Consider the following 18,260-nt stretch of genomic DNA (forward strand, 5'->3'; position numbering starts at 1 on the left):
TTTTGTATTCTAAATAGTCTTTATACATTTGCAACCGAAAAATGAGAGGAAAAATTTGAACTGATTGCAACCTCGTAAAAAAAATGCTAAAGCAGAAACTCTCCTTTAGCTTTCGTAGCAATCACCTCTTTTTTAACTAAAATTAATATTAAACTAAAATATAGTTATGGCTTATTTATTTACGTCGGAGTCAGTGAGTGAAGGACATCCGGACAAAGTTGCAGACCAAATTAGTGATGCGTTAATCGACAACTTTTTAGCTTTTGATGCTGAGTCAAAAGTAGCATGCGAAACTTTGGTTACGACCGGTCAGGTAATCTTAGCCGGAGAAGTAAAATCGAGTACTTACCTTGATGTACAACAAATTGCCAGAGAAGTAATTCGTAAAATTGGTTACACCAAAAGTGAATACATGTTTGAAGCCGATTCTTGTGGTGTTTTATCAGCCATTCACGAGCAATCTGCCGACATCAATCAAGGTGTTGACAGAGCCAGTAAAGAAGAGCAAGGCGCCGGTGACCAAGGAATGATGTTTGGTTACGCAACTAACGAAACGGAAAACTACATGCCTTTGGCTTTGGATTTATCTCACGCTTTGTTAATTGAATTGGCTAACTTAAGAAGAGAGAACAACGAAATCACTTATTTACGTCCGGATGCTAAATCGCAAGTGACTTTAGAGTATTCTGATGACAACAAACCGGTTAGAATTGATGCGATTGTAATTTCGACACAACACGATGATTTTGCTGATGAAGCTACGATGTTGGCTAAAATTAAAAGCGATTTGATTTCGATTTTGATTCCGAGAATTAAAGCCAAATACCCACAATACGCTCATTTATTCAATGACAATATTACTTACCACATCAATCCAACCGGAAAATTCGTTATTGGCGGACCACACGGAGATACCGGTTTGACCGGAAGAAAAATTATCGTGGATACTTATGGTGGAAAAGGCGCTCACGGTGGTGGTGCATTTTCCGGAAAAGACCCATCAAAAGTGGATCGTTCTGCAGCTTATGCCACCCGTCATATTGCTAAAAACTTAGTGGCAGCCGGATTGTGTGAGGAGATTTTAGTACAGGTTTCTTATGCGATTGGCGTAGCAAAACCAACTTCTATCAACGTGAATACTTATGGCACTTCGAAAGTGAATTTAACTGACGGAGAAATCAGCAAAGTGGTTGAAGGTATTTTTGATATGAGACCTTACTTTATTGAGCAACGTTTGAAATTGAGAAATCCAATTTACAGCGAAACCGCTGCTTACGGGCATATGGGAAGAACACCTGAAACGGTTACTAAAACTTTCCAATTGCCAAATGGTTCGCCAAAAACAGTAACCGTTGAATTGTTTACTTGGGAGAAATTAGACTTCGTAGATAAGGTAAAATCGGCTTTCGGGATTTAATTTTAACCGCAAAGTACGCAAAGAAAAACCCTAACTCTCTTAATGAAAGTTAGGGTTTTTTATTTTTTAGCCCCGATGGGAACGGCATCCTTTTGTTTTGTACTTCGACATCCCGATAGCTATCGGGACAGCATGACAAAACAAAAGATACAGTGGACAGCGGGATGAGCTACAAATTATATCTCAAACTAAAAATGATATACCTAGGTTGCACTCTGTACTGGGAATTTCGAGTAGAGAATTGGGAGAAGCTGTCGTCATTTAACGAAGTCGTATTCAATAAATTCGTGGCGGCGACTTTGTATTCCCAATGACTGGCTTTCGTTTTTTGATAGGTCAAACTTGCTGATAAAAAGTCGTATTCTTGGTCAACCGTTTTGGCTTTGTTGTAGTAATGAAAAAATTCATATTCACTCACAAAAGAAAAACTTTTCAAGAAGAAATAATCTAATTTAATGGATGGACTATCGGTGTAAAAATTATCATTCGGATATTGGTTTACTGCATAAGAATAAGCCAATTCAATATTGGGCATATTTTTAAAATTAGTGGAAGCACTAAAACGATAGTTCTGGGTGAAGCTTTCGGTATCAACAACATTTTCAGCTGAATTTATTGGGTTTACCTGAATGTTATAGAACTTACTCCAATTTAAATTGGCACTTACATTCGCTTTATAATACTTTAAAAAGGAACGCCCGTAACGCACATTGGCCGAAAAGTTTTCGTCACCAAAAGGCGAATTAAACGGCGAACCTATTTGATTTACACCTTCGAATAATGCTCTGGTTTTGATGGCATCGTTTGTTTTGGAATAGTTTAAAAAACCACCGAAGTTTTCAAAATTGAACATATTAAACTTTTGATACGATAAAGTATGACTTTGAACCTCTGAATTGTTCAAATCACGATTTCCGGAAAACAAATTGCTATAACTGTTGAAAATGGTTCCCAATGCGTAATTATTGATATTGGTGAAATTATTGGTGATTCCGAAATTATAGGTTAAGGTTTCCGATTTCTTAATTTGGTAAATCATTTGGAAATCGGGTAATAAACGAAATATTTCCTGATTGACAGCGGTGCCTAATTGGGTGTTCGTCAAATCAAATCGGTGTAAAGTAACACCTGGCGTAAACGTAAATTTACCGGTTAACCATTTGAAATGAAACCCTAAAAAAGTATCATTGAAACGGTAGCTCACGTCGTTGTTGTTTTCTGCAGCGGTTAAATTGTTCGTTGTTCCGTCATCCAAACGCTGAAAAATGGAAGAATTTAAACTTTGGTATACATACGAATTGGCTAACGTGAAATTCAAGTTTGTCTTTGGCGTCAATACGTAATAGTAATCCAAACGGCTGTCGAATTTATTGGTTTTGATAAATCGGCTTTGCGTTAGGTCGTTTCGGTTTTGATTTTCGTTATAACCCAAAAAATCAAACGGTTGAAACTCCAAATTGGCATTGTACAACGGATCTTCATTTTGGTATAAATACTGACTTTCGAAAGCAAAAATGTGCTTATCTGTTGGCGTATAATAAAAACTCAAGTTCTGGTTAATGTTTATCGGATCTTGTTTTTTAGAAGTAAAAACACTTTCATCAGTATTAACCCCTGAAACGTAATTAAACACCTGACGATTGAGTTCGTTGTTTTCTCTTTGTGCCGAAATTCGGTTTAGAATGTCGTAATCCAATTGAAATTTGGCATTGGGTTTATAAGTGGCGCTAAACTTAAATAAGCCTAAATTATTTTTCTGACTTCCGGCGTCGTCTCTAACTTCAGAGGAAGATACGTTGGTGGTATTGGGTTGCAAAATGTTAACTGTAGAATTGGTTTCGGTATCAACCAAGGTAGAAGTACCAATAATAAATCCGCTTAAACTCCAGCTTTTGGATGGATTATAAGAGAAATTGGTGGCGCCAAAATGCGATTCGATTTCCTTAACGCGATTGTCTTGAAAAAAGCTTATTCCAAGAGAATTGCTTCCAACATTGATGCTTCCGCCGCCTTTGCCCATAATGTTTCTAAAACCACCACTAAACCTAAAATAATCCTGAATGGTGAAAGCTTGCTGTCCAACATTATTACTGTTTCCCATAATGTTAATACTGTATTTTGGACTATAGTAAAAAGCTTTTGGCGCAACGACATATCGTGTATCCTCGTGGCCAACACCAATTCCGGCAGTCATGTCACCAAACCAAAAGTTTTTCTTCCCTGCTTTCAATTTGATATTCATGGCCAAATTATCTTGGTTATTTTCTACGCCTTTCATGATGGAATTTTCATTGTAATTGCGTAGAATCTGAACTTTATCAATGGCATCAGCGGGAATGTTTTTTACGCCTAATTTAGTGTCTCCATCAAAAAAATCTTTGCCTTCCACCATCAATTTGGTTACCGATTTTCCTTCGACTTTTACTTGACCTTCGGCATCCACCTCAACTCCGGGTAATTTTTTCAAAACATCTTCCAGTTTTCTTTCGGTTCCGGTTTTAAAAGAATCAGCGTTGTAAACAATCGTATCGCCTTTGATAGAAACCGGCATTTCACGTACGATTTCAACACCGTCTAATTCGATTCCACCGCTTTCCATAGTAATGTTTTGGGTAATATTAACAGCTTGAGTAGCCACTGTAATTTCTTTGTTTTGCATGCCCAAATAACTCAACTTAATAATATAAGTGGTGTTCGTTTTCAGGTTCAGCAAAAATTTCCCTTTATCATTGGTAATGGCATAGGCATCCATCGCTTTGGTCGCTTGATTCATCGCCATGACATTGGCCATTTCCAAAGGTGCTTTGGTATTGTCTTGTATTGTCCCTTCGAATCGAATGGTTTGGGCAAAAGAAATTGTTGAAGTAAAAAGAAATACAAATAGTACTATTTTTTTCATTGTTTTGGCTTGGATAATTAATGGATTAATGTTGGAAAATAATGACGCCATCTTCATTTTTCATACTATCCTCTTTTTTCTTCCGAATTTCATCAAACTTCTTTTGGGTGACTTTTTCTCCTGTATTAGGCACTTTGATTTTCGCTTTTTCTTTATTGCTTAAAGTGACTTTGGAACAAAGAAGTATATTCGTTCCGTCATTGACTTCCAGTATCAATCCGGGTAAATCCCAATAATTATCGGGACCAAAACTTACCGGAATTTCAGGGGTATACCAAACGGTAACGACTTTGTCTTCCGGCTTGCTCATTTTGAAAAGAGCTGGTTTTTTTTCTTCTCTTTTCAAGAAATCTTCATAGTCTTGGGTTTGTTTTTCACTCACCGGAATAACCAACTCGGCTTTAAAACAATTGTAGTCACCAATTTTTTTCGTTTCATCGATTAACTTCCAATCCGGTTGGACAAGAGGTTCAACGATTAAGAACTCTTTGCCAAAGATTTCCTCTTCAACAACGCTGTTTTTTTCTTTGATATTAAGGTATTTACTTCCTGCGCTTGAAAAGCTCATTGAAACTGAAATGCCATCTGAATTAGATTCTGGTTTATCTAATTTCTTCTCTTCTTCGTAAAGACTTTCAGCTTTATTAAAAGTAAGCGAGAATTGCTTTTCGGAAGCTCTTTTCATAGCTTCTTGAATCGCTTTTTCTAATTCTGGGTCAATTGGTTCTTTGGTTTTTGACTCCACTTTTTCGGTTTTTTTCTTGGCAATTCTTTTCGAAAAATATTCCGCTTTTCCCTGAAAATCTTGTGCTTTTGCCAAAAAACTCATCAATAAAAAAGAAGAAATAAGTATAACTTTAGTCATTATAAATTTGATTATTGATTGATTATCGGTTCATTCTCATTTGGAAACCGCCACGTCCATTGTTCATCTCTTGCATTTCTTCCATCTTTTTGACTACGATTTCATCATATTCTTTTTGAGACACTTCTTTTCCGTTGTTTGGTGCTTTGATTTCTGTTTTTTCTTTTGGATTTAAAACAATTTTGGAACAAAGAATAGTTGTTTTTCCGTCATTCACTTCTAATATTAATCCCGGTAAACCCCAATAACCTTCAGGACCTTGACTTACCGGAATTTCCGGTGTATACCAAGCGGTCACCGTAATTTCTTTAGGAAGTTCTATTTGATCCATGAAGTTGGTTTTTGTTTCTTCTTTGGCTTTATCCTCTTTTTTTTCTTCTTTTTTAGGTCTGAAGTTTCTAAAATCGGTTTTGCTCGCCGGAATGACGGCTGTCGCTTTGAAACAATTATAGCCGCCAATCACTCTGGTGTCACCACTCATTTGCCAGTTGTAAGTTTTCAAAGAATCTTTTACCAAAAACTCTTTTCCCATGAACTCTTTATCGACCTTATACGTTTTTTCTTTTACGTTTTTGTAATAGGTTCCGCCGCCGCCCATAAAAGACGACATCATTCTCATTCCGCCGCCACCTTGTCCCGGAGCATCAAGTTTTTCTTCTTCTTTATAGACAGAAGCTGATTTGTCAAAGTTTAGAAAAAACGTCTTTTCAAACATCTTCTTCATACGCTCTTCAATCATTTTCTGCATTTCGGGTGTAATTTCTTTGTTGCCTTCAAAACGAGACTTGAAATCGGCAGTGCTGGTTTTTGATTCGTAAACCGCCATACCTTGGAAATCTTTTTGAGCATGTGTAGCTAAATAAGAGAAAACAAAAAACGAAGCGAATACTATTTTTTTCATGACTTAAATTTTTGATAGAACAAATATGACGAATGCTTTCTAATTCTGTTACCAATCTTATGTTAAAATATTGGGTTAGACCAGACGAAATTAATTTGGTTTACCGTAAATTAGCCTTATGATGAAAAATACCATTTATCTTATATTACTAGTGATTTCCGCTTATGGTTTTGGCCAAAATCCGAAACTCGAGACAACCGCTATTAGTTCCGAAACAGTAGAAGATAAAATCTACATTGGTTTTGATGGTTTGGGTAACAATTACTACCTCAAAAACAATGTCTTTATCAAACAAGATCAGTCTCAAACATGGGAATATAAGAATGTGGCATTGGGCAAAATCACCTCGGTTGATTATGTCAATCCATTAAAAATTGTAGTCTTTTACGAAGATTTCAATACGATAATTATGCTCGATAATCAATTGAATGAAATTCAGAAACTCAATCTCTTTGAAATTGACAATACTATTTCCGCTTCTAAAATAGGCATGGCGTCGCAAAATCAATTTTGGATTTACAATGCTTTGACACAACAAGTTCTCCTATTTGACTACTTGAAAAATATTTCCAAAAACATTGGCAATCCAATTCCTGAAAACATCAAATACACCCAAAGCGATTTCAATAATTTTTATTGGATTGATGAAATCAACAATTGGTATGCTATCGATATCTTCAGCAAAGTAACTTTACTAGCTAATATTCCGCCTTTTGAAAAAATCCAAATCATTGATCGTGAAAAATTATTGTTTTTAAAGGACAACACGCTCTACTGCTTGAACAATCAATCGAAAACGGTTTTCGAAATCGACATTGTTGAGAAATCGTTCCAAAATTTTTACTACAAAGACCAAATTTTAGCTATTTTTACCAACCAACAAATTAAGAATTTTAAAATAAAACTACCATAATGCACATAGCAGTAGCAGGAAATATAGGAGCAGGAAAGACCACATTAACCCGATTTTTAGCCAAACATTTTAAATGGGAACCTCATTTTGAAGACGTAGTTGACAATCCGTATTTGGATGATTTTTACCACCAAATGGAACGCTGGTCCTTCAACTTGCAAATTTATTTCTTGAATTCGCGTTTTCGCCAAGTGTTGCAAATTCGCGAAAGCGGCAAAAACATCATTCAAGACAGAACGATTTACGAAGACGCACATATTTTTGCGCCCAACTTACACGCTATGGGTTTGATGACCAACAGAGATTTTCAAAACTATACTGATCTTTTTGAACTGATGGAAGGTTTGGTTGGTTCGCCTGATCTATTGATTTATTTAAGAAGTTCGATTCCCAATTTGGTTTCCCAAATTCACAAACGTGGTCGTGATTACGAAAACACCATTTCGATTGACTATTTGAGCCGATTGAACGAACGCTACGAAGCTTGGATTACGACTTACGACAAAGGAAAACTATTGATTATTGATGTAGACAATGTTGATTTTGTCAACAATCCGGAAGATTTAGGTATGATTATCAACCGAATTGACGCAGAAATTAACGGTTTGTTTTAAAAAAAAGGAGCGAAAGGTTCGGGCATTTTTGTTATCCATATTCCCGCCCTACGTTTTATTCCGAATAATCGGGATGTCACTCCTGTCGGGGCTAAATAAGTTTTGTCTTTTGCAAAATCAGTTTTTCATAACGTCAAACAAGCTCTTAACCTGAATGGCTTTGACCGGTTTAGATAATTTAATTATCACTTTCTGACCCGGCAAAATATCAAAATAATTATCACTGAAAAAAGTTTCCTCCGAAGCTGACAAATACACATTTTTGACCAACACATCAGAAAATATTTCATAAGTCAGTTCATTACGCTTTGTAATTTGGAGGTTAGGGTTGGTCAATTGTAAATCTTTAGGCTTTACAAAATAGAAAAGGGAACTCGCTGATTTATTTTCAGCATTAAACGAAACAGAAAGCACTGCTTTTTTCAAATCAAACCTTTCTAAATCATCTTTAGAAATTTCAAAATGAACCAAATTTGAGCTTCCCGGAATAACTCCAGTATTTTTTGCAGACCAAAGTTTTTTACCATTAAAATCGCGCAAAACTACATCAAATTGACCTTCAAACGGTTTCAAATCATCATTGACAATATAAGCTTTATAGCTACTTTCTTCTTCCTTAATTGAAATCAAAACATTTTCAAAACTCCGCTTCGCCTGATATTGAAACGCTTTCCAACGACCATAATAATCCACCGAACTCCACGAAGTCACCGGCCAACAATCATTCAATTGCCAAAACAATGTTCCCATACATTTTCGATCCGTTCGGTGCGCTTCAATCGCGATTTTCATGCCTTCGGCTTGTAACAATTGGGAAACATAAATATAATCTTCAAAGCTCGTTGGCACTTGGTAATCACGCGTCAGATAATCGTTGATGGTTTTGTAACCGGTTGGATGTTTTTGGTGATTTTTAATCGCTTCCGAATCGAAGTTCAGTTCGTCACTTTTGGCGAAAGCCTGAAACGTTTTAATATCCGGCATGCTTTGAAAACCATATTCGCTCATGAAACGCCCAACTTTCTGACGATACATTTCAAAAGGTTCATTGCCCCACCAAACACCCCAATAATGCGAATCACCACTAAGTAAACTTTCTTGTCGCCCCCAACCAATTGATGGTGATGATGGCCAATAACAGTTTTCATTCTTGGGTAATAAACTGTCTAACGTTTGCGGAATCAATTCGTGAAATAATTTTTGGTAATCATTCCAAATCCTAGTCGAATCTTGTTCTGAATACTTGTATTGTTTTTGCCATCCCCAATTGTGCCAGCCTTCGTCATTCTCGTTATTCCCACACCAAAGCGCAATACTCGGATGGTTTTGCAAACGGGTTACATTGTCGATGACTTCCTGTTTTACATTCTCCAAAAAGGCTTCATCGCCGGGATACATCGCGCAAGCAAACATAAAATCCTGCCAAACTAAAATACCGTTTTTATCACATTCTTCATAAAAACTATCTTCGGCATAAACACCGCCGCCCCAAACTCGTAGCATATTCATATTGGCATCAACAGCATTTTTGACGATAGATTTGTAAACCGAATCGGTAGCTCTTGGTAAAAAACTATCGGGCGGAATATAATTGGCGCCTTTCATAAATACCGGCTGACCATTGAGTTTGAAATAAAAACTTTTGCCAATTGCGTCTTTTTCTTGCACTAATTCAATGGTTCGCAAGCCTATGTTTAGTTTTCTGCTGTCAATGGTTTGATTGTTATTGGTTAAACTAATTTCAAAAGGATACAAATGCGCTTTGCCTAAACCGTTACTCCACCAAAGCTTTGGGTTATTGATTTCATAAGTTAGCGACAAATTATTTTTGCCTTTTATGAGGTTAACCAATTCGGTCTTATCATTGATATTTAATTCGTATTGAGCTTCATTGACACTATTCAATTCGATTTCAAATTCAACTTTCGCCAAGTCATCATTGGTCAAATCCTGATTGATTTTGATATTGGTTATGGTCGCATTGTTCCAAAAATGAAGCGCTACTTTCTTATAAATTCCAGCAGTGACGAATCTTGGTCCCCAATCCCAGCCGAAATGGTATTGCGCTTTTCGGGTGAAAATTTTTTCATCTCCGGGGAGAGTATAACTAAGTTTCTTAGCTTCTTCTTTTCCTTTTTTTACGGCGGAAGCAAACGTAATTTTAAGTTGGTTTTGCCCAACTTTTAGCATCTTTTTCACGTCAACTTTCCAAGTTCGGAACATGTTGTTTGCCGAAAGGATTTGGGTTCCGTTTAAAGTTACTTCAGCAAAAGTATCCAAACCGTCGAATTGCAAAATAGTATTTTGATGATTTAGTTCTTCTTTTGAAATGGCAAAAGTCGTTTGGTATTGCCAATCTTCGTTTTCAATCCATTGCAGTTGCTTTTCATTGGCTCCAAAAAATGGATCCGGAATGATTTGGTTCGCCAATAAATCGGTGTGAACTGTTCCCGGAACTTTAGCCCGAAGCCAATTCGTATCGTTTACTTTTCTGAAAATCCATTGCTCCGAACTTAAATTACGCTCACTATTTTGTGACCAAAGAAACATTGGCAACAAAAAAATAATCAGACATTTCAACAACAAAGTTCTCATCTCAATTTAGCTTTTAACGCAAGTATTTCTTTGGGATTAGGTGTTTCACTTCCGTTAGTGATGGCTGAAGAATGATAGAAAATAGCTTTGGTGTTTTGTTGAAGATTTTCAATATTATTTGAGCGTAAACCTCCGCCAGGCATGATAATAATTCTATTATTAGCTACTTTCACCAATTCGGCTAGAAAATCCATTCCTTCTGTTACATTTTGGGCTTGACCCGAAGTCAGAATGGTTGTAAAACCGCAGTCGATGGTTTGTTCCAAGGCTTCAAAAGCATCCATTACTTCGTCAAAAGCGCGGTGAAAGGTGCATGGAAATGGCTTGGCCAAATCGACTAAAATTTTATTCTGTTCCAAATTAACAGTACTATCTTCATTTAAAATCCCGAAAACAAAACCGTCCGCTTTTAATTCTTTTAAAGCCAAAATATCCAATTGCATTTGTTTGAATTCTTCATCAGAATAGATAAAGTTTCCACCTCGCGGTCGAATCATGACATACAAATCGATGCTTAAATTTTCTCTGGCTTGTCTTATAGTTTCAAAATCAGGTGTTGTTCCGCCAACTTCAAATCCGTCACAAAGCTCAACTCTATCAGCACCATTTTCTTGAGCGACTAGGGCTGATTTTATGTTGAAACAAGCGATTTCTAATTTTCTATTAGAGGATATTGATTTTTTGGCCACAGATTATACTGATTGAACGGATTAAAACAGATTTATTAGGATAATTATTTTAAAAAGTAGTCAGCGTCAACCAACTTGTTTCCGGAATTGTCATTGACAGCATAATTAAATCCGCCTTGAATACAATAGGCCCCGTAATTCCCTTGTTTGTCGAGCGCGATGAAACCTACTTGAATGTCTTTGAGGTTTTTGTTTCTGTTTTTGGTCAGTTTTACAATGCGCGAAACTGCTTCTTCACAAGCTTGTCGTGGTGATTTTCCTTGTCGCATCAACTCGACTACCAAATGACAGCCCGCGATACGAATTACTTCTTCGCCATGACCGGTTGCTGTAGCTGCACCAATTTCATTATCGACATACAACCCGGCTCCGATTATTGGTGAATCGCCAACTCTACCATGCATTTTAAAAGCCATTCCGCTCGTTGTGCATGCACCTGAAAGATTACCGTGGCTGTCTAACGCAATCATGCCAATCGTATCGTGATTTTCAATATTGGCTATCGGTTTGTATTGACTGGTTTTGAGCCATTCCTTCCATTCTTTTTTGGAGTCTTCAACTAAGAGATTTTCTTTTTTGAATCCTTGCGACAACGCAAATTGCAAAGCACCATCGCCTACCAACATCACATGCGGCGTTTTTTCCATCACAGCACGTGCGACAGAAATAGGATGCTTAATGTGTTCCAAAGCCGCTACCGAACCAATATTCGAAAACTCGTCCATAATACAAGCATCGAGGGTCACTTTTCCGTCTCGGTCAGGTCTTCCGCCGTAGCCGACGCTTCTTTCTTTGGGATCGGCTTCAGGAATTTTTACACCGGCTTCGACTGCATCTAAAGCTCGTCCGTTATTTTTTAGAATTTCCCATGCAGCACCATTGGCTTGTACGCCGAAATTCCACGTTGAAATGACGATGGGCTTGTTGATTTTGCCCTTTGGCTTTGCCGAATTTTCCTCTTTTGATGTAAAAGAATTTAAAGCTAAAGCCACTGAACCGACTGCGGCCGTTTTGATAAAATTTCTTCGATTTGACATGACTTATTCTACTGTTATTTCATCTGCAAAAAGCCACGCTTTATTTCCTGCTCCAGGTTGACCGTCGGGAATTGTACCGAAGTTTTCGACTGTAACTTTCACAAATTGAATATTTTTTTTATCGCAATCTACGGTGATTTGACCGTTGCATTTTTGAATTTCTTCTAACGAAAAAGTTTTAACTTCCTCAAATTTCATCAGATCTTCCGAAACCCAAAATGTTATTTTTTTGGGGAAATAAATCCATGACGAAGGACTGCTCAATAGTCCGATTTCCATACGATTGATTTTTTGTTTGTTCCCTAAATCGATAGTAGCTATTAAATCGGTTCCGGAAAACCCAAGCCAATGTTGACCAAATTTGGCTTTATCGCCTTTGATGCCGTCCACCAAAGTAAATCCGCCGCCTTTGGTGTAATTCCCGTTAGGTTGATTTTGAAGTGAAACCAAACAACTTGTGGCTTTATGAATGTGGAATTGTTGTTCAGTTATATTGCTTTTGGCAGTACCCTTTTCAAAATAAATCGCTTTAATAGTTTGCGATTTGACAATTTCCAACGGTTGACTGTATACTTTAGACTGATTTGTCGGCTGAGCTCCATCGGTTGTATAGTTAATCCCAATGGGCGATTGATTGGTTTTCAATAAATACAAAACACCTTTTCCGCCGGGTTTAGGCATTACTTCGGCTGTAACTTCAAAAATTGCTCTACTATAATTGATTCCTTTTTTATCTAAAATAGAAAAATGTTGAATCATGCGGTTTTGAAAATCGGCATGCTTTTCCGGATTTGAGGTTCCCCAAAGCACTTCGGATAACGCCATCATTCTGGGAAAAATCATGCATTCTACATGTTTGGGAGTTTCAATATATTCTGTCCACACATTGGCTTGCGCTCCAAGAATGTATTTCGCTTCTTCGGTTGACAATTCCTTTGGCGTAGGATTAAACGAATACACTTTTTCGACCGGTGTGTAACCGCCAAAAGCTAACGGTTCATTTTTAGGGTCGCCTTGGTAATGGTCGAAATAGCAATGAGAACCGGGCGACATTACAACGTAGTGTTTTTCTTTGGTCGCTGCGATTCCGCCTTCAGTACCTCGCCAACTCATTACGGCAGCATTGGGTGCCAGACCGCCTTCTAGAATTTCGTCCCAACCAATAATTTTTCTCCCTTTGGCATTGACAAATTTTTCAATTCTTTGGATAAAATAACTTTGTAGTTCGTGTTCGTCATTTAGTCGTTCCGTTTTCATTAAGTTTTGGCAATGTGGACAGTTTTTCCAACGTATTTTCGGGCATTCATCGCCACCAATGTGAATATATTGGGATGGAAATAAAGCGATGACTTCAGTTAAAATGTTTTCCAAAAAGGTGAACGTTTCTTCTTTAGGACAAAACACATCATCTAAAACGCCCCATTGTTTGCCTACTTCAAATGGCCCGCCGGTACACGAATATTGCGGATAAGCGGCCAAAGCGGCTACGGCATGCCCGGGCATTTCGATTTCGGGAACTACTGTAATGTGACGTTGTTGAGCATAAGCCACGACTTCTTTGATTTGGTCTTGCGTATAAAAACCGCCATAGCGTTTGTCATCATACCTTTGTTCGTTGTAATGCCCAATCATAGAACCGTTTCGCCAAGCTCCAACTTCAGTGAGTTTTGGATATTGTTTGATTTCGATGCGCCAACCTTGGTCATCTGTTAAGTGCCAATGAAAGGTGTTGAACTTGTACATCGCTAAATAATCGATATACTTTTTGACAAAATCTACGGAGAAAAAATGTCGGGCGCAATCGAGGTGCATGCCGCGCCAAGTGTATTTGGGTTCATCATGGATATTTAAACACGGTAAAACAAAAGTTTCTTTTTTATCGAGTGGGATTAACTGAAGTAAGGTTTGGATTGCGGCAAAAGCACCTTGGTTAAACGAAGCTGTTATAATTAGTTCTTTTGGTGAAATACTTATATTATATCTTTCCTTGCTCCAATAAGGATCAATAGGGTGCATTTGTTTCAAAATGATTTTAGAATCTGCTTTTGATGCTGTAACAATCTTTAATTGTAAACCTGTTTGTTGTTGAATTGCTTTTTGCAAATATTGCGCTTCAAATGAGTCTTCATCTGCCACAATCAGGGTTTCCTTTTTTAGGCTGAAATTGCCATCCTTAATTTGCATTGTTTTTGGTTGCGGAATCAAAGGCAATGAATTTTGCGAAAAGGCAATATTGAAAAACAGCAGTAAAAAGAAAGTGAATTTAGTAGTCATGAAAGTCTTGTTTGTCTTTGCTAATTTAAACAAAAAGACAAAAAAAATGCCTCACTTTCGCGAGGCATTTTTGTATTTTGAGTAAAAGAAAAATTATTTCTTTTTAAATTCTTCAATTTTAGCTGAAACTTCAGCATCAGTTCCTTCGAAAGTTTCGGTTGTAGCAGTACCATTAACTGTTTTGGTTACAGTTGCTTTAACTTTACCATCAACATTTACTTTTTCAATAGAAATTTCATTTGAAACTGTTTCAGTTACTTCTTGTTTTACTGCCATGTGCTCACAGGTAGCGTTAGTACAACCTTTAGCTTCACATTCTTCTTTTGACATTGAAGTACATTTTCCTTCAGCCACACAACAAGTAGCCACTTTTTCTGTTGCAGCACCTGCTTCATGACCTCCTAAGATTGGAGCGATTACCAATCCAATCAAACAAGTTAATTTGATTAAGATGTTCATTGATGGACCAGAAGTATCTTTGAATGGATCTCCCACAGTATCTCCGGTTACAGCCGCTTTGTGAGCATCAGAACCTTTATATGTCATTTCTCCGTTGATTTCAACACCCGCTTCGAAAGATTTTTTAGCATTATCCCAAGCACCACCGGCGTTGTTTTGGAACACAGCCCAAAGTACACCAGAAACAGTAACTCCGGCCATATAACCACCTAACATTTCAGCGATTAATTGGTTGTTATCAGCATAAACTAATTTACCTAATAATACAATTGCAATTGGGAAACCTATAGTTAAAACACCTGGCAACATCATTTCTCTTAAAGCCGCTTTAGTAGAAATCTCAACACATTTACCATATTCAGGTTTTCCTGTACCTTCCATGATACCCGGAATTTCTTTAAACTGACGACGTACTTCATATACCATGTCCATCGCAGCTTTACCTACCGAATTCATTGCCAAAGCAGAGAACACAACCGGAATCATACCTCCAACGAATAACATCGCTAATACAGGCGCTTTGAAGATATTGATACCATCAATTCCTGTGAAAGTCACATACGCCGCAAATAAAGCCAATGATGTTAACGCCGCAGAAGCGATAGCAAATCCTTTTCCTGTTGCAGCAGTAGTGTTACCTACTGAATCCAAGATGTCTGTTCTAGTTCTAACTTCTTTTGGTAATTCACTCATTTCAGCAATACCACCAGCATTGTCAGAGATTGGTCCGAAGGCGTCGATTGCCAACTGCATAGCCGTTGTAGCCATCATCGCTGAAGCCGCTAAAGCCACACCGTAGAAACCTGCAAAAGCATAAGAAGCCCAAATAGCACCGGCGAATAATAATACGGTTGGGAAGGTTGAAATCATACCAGTCGCTAAACCAGCGATTACGTTAGTTCCTGCACCTGTTGAAGATTTTTGTACAATAGCCAAAACCGGTTTTGTCCCTAAACCTGTATAGTATTCTGTTACAGAAGAGATAACTCCACCCACTACTAATCCAACGATTGTAGCGTAGAATACTCTCATTGAAGAGATTTGTTGTGCGCCTTCTCCGAAGAATTCCATGGTCATTACTTTAGGAAGCATGAAATCAACCAAGAAATAACATGAAATAGCGGTTAAGATGATAGAAACCCAGTTTCCAACGTTTAACGCACCTTGAACTTGTTTTTCTTTAGCGTCATCACTTGATATTTTTACTAACATCGTTCCGATGATAGAGAATAAGATTCCGAAACCTGCAATGGCCATTGGCAATAAAATTGGACCAATACCACCGAAAGCATCTTCGATTTTTCCGCCCATATCTTTGATTACGTAGTTCCCTAAAACCATAGCAGCTAAAACCGTTGCTACATAAGAACCGAATAAATCGGCACCCATTCCGGCAACGTCACCAACGTTGTCACCAACGTTATCTGCAATAGTAGCAGGATTTCTTGGATCATCTTCAGGAATACCAGCTTCAACTTTACCTACTAAGTCAGCACCAACGTCAGCCGCTTTGGTATAAATACCGCCACCAACACGAGCAAACAAAGCGATAGATTCCGCTCCAAGAGAGAAACCTGCTAATGTTTCCAAAACAATAGTCATATCATCTGTAGATGTCCATACACCATTCATAAAGAAGTGAAAGAAAACTATAAAGAAGGCCGTTAAACCTAAAACGGCTAAACCGGCAACTCCTAATCCCATTACTGTTCCACCACCAAAAGAAACTTTCAAAGCTTGCGGCAAACTTGTACGAGCAGCTTGAGTCGTTCTTACGTTAGTTTTAGTAGCGATTTTCATTCCCATATTTCCGGCTAATGCCGAAAAGAAAGCTCCGAAAATAAAGGCTATTACAATTAACATATGCGTTTTAACACCCGGGATAAAAGTAATTCCGGCTAAAACAACACTGGCAATAACTACGAAAACAGCCAATAATCTGTATTCTGCTTTAAGAAAAGCCAAGGCACCTTCATAAATATAATCTGATATCTCTTTCATTTTGCCATCACCTGCATCTTGCTTTAAAACCCAAGATCTTTTGATAGCCATAAAAGCTAATCCAATTAATGCCATCACTATCGGCACATAAATCATCATTGATTCCATAAATATAATTTTTGTTATAAATTTTATCGGTCGCAAAAGTAACAAAACTTTAACAAATAAAAACAATATAATTCGGGAATATTAGTTCAATTGATATACACGTATTTAAAGTAAATTATTGCTCACTAAATCAAAAAAACTATTTTTGAGAAATATTTAAATCCAAATGGCGATTAAAACCCTTTCTATCTTAATTCCTGCCTACAACGAAGGTCCAACTATTTATAAAATATTGGACAAGATAAAAGCAGTTTCACTGATTAATGCTATTGAAAAAGAAGTCATTATTGTTAATGATTGCAGTACGGATAACACAGTTGAAAGCGTTCAAAGTTATATCCAAACCTATCCTGAGTTCAACATTGTTCTTTTGGAACATTCCAAAAACAAAGGGAAAGGCGCCGCATTACACACCGGAATTGAAAAAGCCACCGGAGAAGTAATTATCATTCAAGACGCCGATTTGGAATACGATCCGCAAGAATACAACATCCTTTTAAAACCTATAGTCGATGAAGTTGCCGATGTGGTTTACGGCAGTCGCTTTATGGGTGGAAAACCGCATCGCATTTTGTTCTTTTGGCACAGTATAGGAAATAAATTTTTGACTTTTTTGAGCAATATGTTTTCCAATTTGAACTTAACCGACATGGAAACTTGCTATAAAATGTTTCGTGCCGATGTTTTAAAATCGATTACACTCGAAGAAAAACGATTTGGTTTTGAACCGGAAGTAACTCAAAAAGTAGCTCGTATTCCAAAAATCAGAATCTATGAAGTTGGAATTAGTTATTACGGAAGGACTTTTGAAGAAGGAAAAAAAATCAGTTGGCGAGACGGTTTTCATGCCATTTATTGTATTTTGAAGTACGGGATTTTCAAATAAAGCTAGACGATAAACTTGCGGTTTCGCTTGACCAAATAATGATGCCAAAGGAAGAAAGTCGCCATACTTCGGTAAGGTTTCCAATTTTCAGCCAACAAAATCATCGCTTCTTTATCTTGACAACCATACAATTCCTTAATGGTATTGACCACCGCAATATCGCCTATCGGAAGTATATCCGGCGATTGCAACGAGAACATTAGATAGACATCAATCGTCCAATTGCCGATGCCTTTAATTTTAATTAATTCACTTCTGACTTCGTCCGGCTGTTTTTGAGAAAGCGTTTCTAACACTAAGGTTTTGTCTAAAATAGCTTCCGCCAAAGCTTTTAAATAAATCGTCTTTTGCCGACTGACACCACAATTTCGAAGTATTTCTTCCGAAGTTGAAATTATGGTTTTCGGAGCAACATCGCCTAAAGTATTTTCTATTTTCACATAACAAGCACGAGCAGATTCAATAGAAACCTGTTGTTCTAAAATAAGTTTGCACAACGTTTGAAAACCTTCCGGTCTCGATGGAATATAGGGATTACCATATTGTTGGTGCAATTTTTGAAAAACTTCATCATTCTCTACCAAATAAGCTATTGCTTCCAT

General features: G+C 37.4%; 13 protein-coding genes. 4 read left to right on the top strand and 9 right to left on the bottom strand.

Translation table 11 applies throughout. The annotated features are described in order from the left end of the window. Window positions 1–166 precede the first annotated feature (166 nt). Complete coding sequence (gene metK, locus B3C16_RS01840; protein ID WP_121312659.1) at window positions 167–1,417, top strand: methionine adenosyltransferase; 1,251 nt, start codon at window positions 167–169, stop codon at window positions 1,415–1,417. A gap of 169 nt (window positions 1,418–1,586) precedes the next feature. Here the strand turns inward: metK and B3C16_RS01845 are convergent, their stop codons facing one another. Genes B3C16_RS01845 through B3C16_RS01855 form a run of 3 tightly spaced genes read right to left on the bottom strand, consistent with a single transcriptional unit; the run spans window position 1,587 to window position 6,082 of the window. Beyond that, the gene (locus B3C16_RS01845; protein ID WP_291128160.1) at window positions 1,587–4,316 is read right to left on the bottom strand and encodes a carboxypeptidase-like regulatory domain-containing protein; all 2,730 of its coding nucleotides are present in this window, start codon (window positions 4,314–4,316) and stop codon (window positions 1,587–1,589) included. Between the two features lie 25 nt (window positions 4,317–4,341). After that, a complete protein-coding gene (locus B3C16_RS01850) occupies window positions 4,342–5,181 on the bottom strand; it encodes a GLPGLI family protein (protein ID WP_291128163.1) in 840 nt (279 codons plus the stop codon). A gap of 22 nt (window positions 5,182–5,203) precedes the next feature. Further along, entirely contained in the window at window positions 5,204–6,082 is an 879-nt protein-coding gene (locus tag B3C16_RS01855; RefSeq protein WP_121312657.1) for a GLPGLI family protein, read from the bottom strand. Window positions 6,083–6,203: 121 nt separating this feature from the next. Here B3C16_RS01855 and B3C16_RS01860 point away from each other — a divergent pair, with 121 nt between their 5' ends. Together B3C16_RS01860 and B3C16_RS01865 are read left to right on the top strand one after the other, a co-directional pair. Next, window positions 6,204–6,995 (top strand): hypothetical protein, encoded by a 792-nt coding sequence (locus B3C16_RS01860; protein WP_291128168.1) that lies wholly within the window; start codon window positions 6,204–6,206, stop codon window positions 6,993–6,995. Beyond that, window positions 6,995–7,609, top strand: coding sequence for a deoxynucleoside kinase (locus B3C16_RS01865; RefSeq protein WP_121312655.1), 615 nt, complete (start codon window positions 6,995–6,997; stop codon window positions 7,607–7,609). The genes B3C16_RS01860 and B3C16_RS01865 overlap by 1 nt, the downstream gene beginning before the upstream one ends. Before the next feature lie 117 nt (window positions 7,610–7,726). On the opposite strand, the gene B3C16_RS01870 is transcribed toward B3C16_RS01865, so the two are convergent. The 5 genes from B3C16_RS01870 to B3C16_RS01890 all read right to left on the bottom strand — a co-directional run bounded on the left by B3C16_RS01870 (window position 7,727) and on the right by B3C16_RS01890 (window position 16,772). Then, window positions 7,727–10,204, bottom strand: coding sequence for a beta-mannosidase (locus B3C16_RS01870; protein WP_291128172.1), 2,478 nt, complete (start codon window positions 10,202–10,204; stop codon window positions 7,727–7,729). Beyond that, entirely contained in the window at window positions 10,201–10,893 is a 693-nt protein-coding gene (locus B3C16_RS01875) for a copper homeostasis protein CutC (RefSeq protein ID WP_233549733.1), read from the bottom strand. The genes B3C16_RS01870 and B3C16_RS01875 overlap by 4 nt, the downstream gene beginning before the upstream one ends. A 44-nt stretch (window positions 10,894–10,937) precedes the next feature. Further along, window positions 10,938–11,930: an isoaspartyl peptidase/L-asparaginase family protein gene (locus B3C16_RS01880; RefSeq protein ID WP_121312654.1), complete on the bottom strand. Its 993-nt coding sequence runs from the start codon at window positions 11,928–11,930 to the stop codon at window positions 10,938–10,940. 3 nt (window positions 11,931–11,933) lie between these two features. Next, a complete protein-coding gene (locus tag B3C16_RS01885; protein ID WP_291128181.1) occupies window positions 11,934–14,204 on the bottom strand; it encodes a beta-N-acetylhexosaminidase in 2,271 nt (756 codons plus the stop codon). Window positions 14,205–14,297: 93 nt separating this feature from the next. Then, the gene (locus tag B3C16_RS01890) at window positions 14,298–16,772 is read right to left on the bottom strand and encodes a sodium-translocating pyrophosphatase (RefSeq protein ID WP_291128185.1); all 2,475 of its coding nucleotides are present in this window, start codon (window positions 16,770–16,772) and stop codon (window positions 14,298–14,300) included. 166 nt (window positions 16,773–16,938) lie between these two features. On the opposite strand from B3C16_RS01890, the gene B3C16_RS01895 reads away from it, so the two are divergent. Further along, window positions 16,939–17,658 (top strand): glycosyltransferase family 2 protein, encoded by a 720-nt coding sequence (locus tag B3C16_RS01895; protein WP_291128188.1) that lies wholly within the window; start codon window positions 16,939–16,941, stop codon window positions 17,656–17,658. 2 nt (window positions 17,659–17,660) lie between these two features. On the opposite strand, the gene B3C16_RS01900 is transcribed toward B3C16_RS01895, so the two are convergent. Then, window positions 17,661–18,260 (bottom strand): DNA-3-methyladenine glycosylase family protein, encoded by a 600-nt coding sequence (locus B3C16_RS01900; protein WP_291128191.1) that lies wholly within the window; start codon window positions 18,258–18,260, stop codon window positions 17,661–17,663.

It is taken from the genome of Flavobacterium sp. UBA7682 (assembly GCF_002482945.1).
Taxonomy (GTDB): Bacteria; Bacteroidota; Bacteroidia; order Flavobacteriales; family Flavobacteriaceae; genus Flavobacterium.

What these genes read in the sequence shown, in the direction of transcription:
- B3C16_RS01900 (WP_291128191.1), bottom strand. Translation starts at nt 18,260, where the DNA reads ATGGAAGCAATAGCTTATTTGGTAGAGAATGATGAAGTTTTTCAAAAA.
- B3C16_RS01860 (WP_291128168.1), top strand. Translation starts at nt 6,204, where the DNA reads ATGAAAAATACCATTTATCTTATATTACTAGTGATTTCCGCTTATGGT.
- B3C16_RS01855 (WP_121312657.1), bottom strand. Translation starts at nt 6,082, where the DNA reads ATGAAAAAAATAGTATTCGCTTCGTTTTTTGTTTTCTCTTATTTAGCT.
- B3C16_RS01845 (WP_291128160.1), bottom strand. Translation starts at nt 4,316, where the DNA reads ATGAAAAAAATAGTACTATTTGTATTTCTTTTTACTTCAACAATTTCT.
- B3C16_RS01890 (WP_291128185.1), bottom strand. Translation starts at nt 16,772, where the DNA reads ATGGAATCAATGATGATTTATGTGCCGATAGTGATGGCATTAATTGGA.
- B3C16_RS01865 (WP_121312655.1), top strand. Translation starts at nt 6,995, where the DNA reads ATGCACATAGCAGTAGCAGGAAATATAGGAGCAGGAAAGACCACATTA.
- metK (WP_121312659.1), top strand. Translation starts at nt 167, where the DNA reads ATGGCTTATTTATTTACGTCGGAGTCAGTGAGTGAAGGACATCCGGAC.
- B3C16_RS01895 (WP_291128188.1), top strand. Translation starts at nt 16,939, where the DNA reads ATGGCGATTAAAACCCTTTCTATCTTAATTCCTGCCTACAACGAAGGT.
- B3C16_RS01850 (WP_291128163.1), bottom strand. Translation starts at nt 5,181, where the DNA reads ATGACTAAAGTTATACTTATTTCTTCTTTTTTATTGATGAGTTTTTTG.
- B3C16_RS01870 (WP_291128172.1), bottom strand. Translation starts at nt 10,204, where the DNA reads ATGAGAACTTTGTTGTTGAAATGTCTGATTATTTTTTTGTTGCCAATG.
- B3C16_RS01885 (WP_291128181.1), bottom strand. Translation starts at nt 14,204, where the DNA reads ATGACTACTAAATTCACTTTCTTTTTACTGCTGTTTTTCAATATTGCC.
- B3C16_RS01880 (WP_121312654.1), bottom strand. Translation starts at nt 11,930, where the DNA reads ATGTCAAATCGAAGAAATTTTATCAAAACGGCCGCAGTCGGTTCAGTG.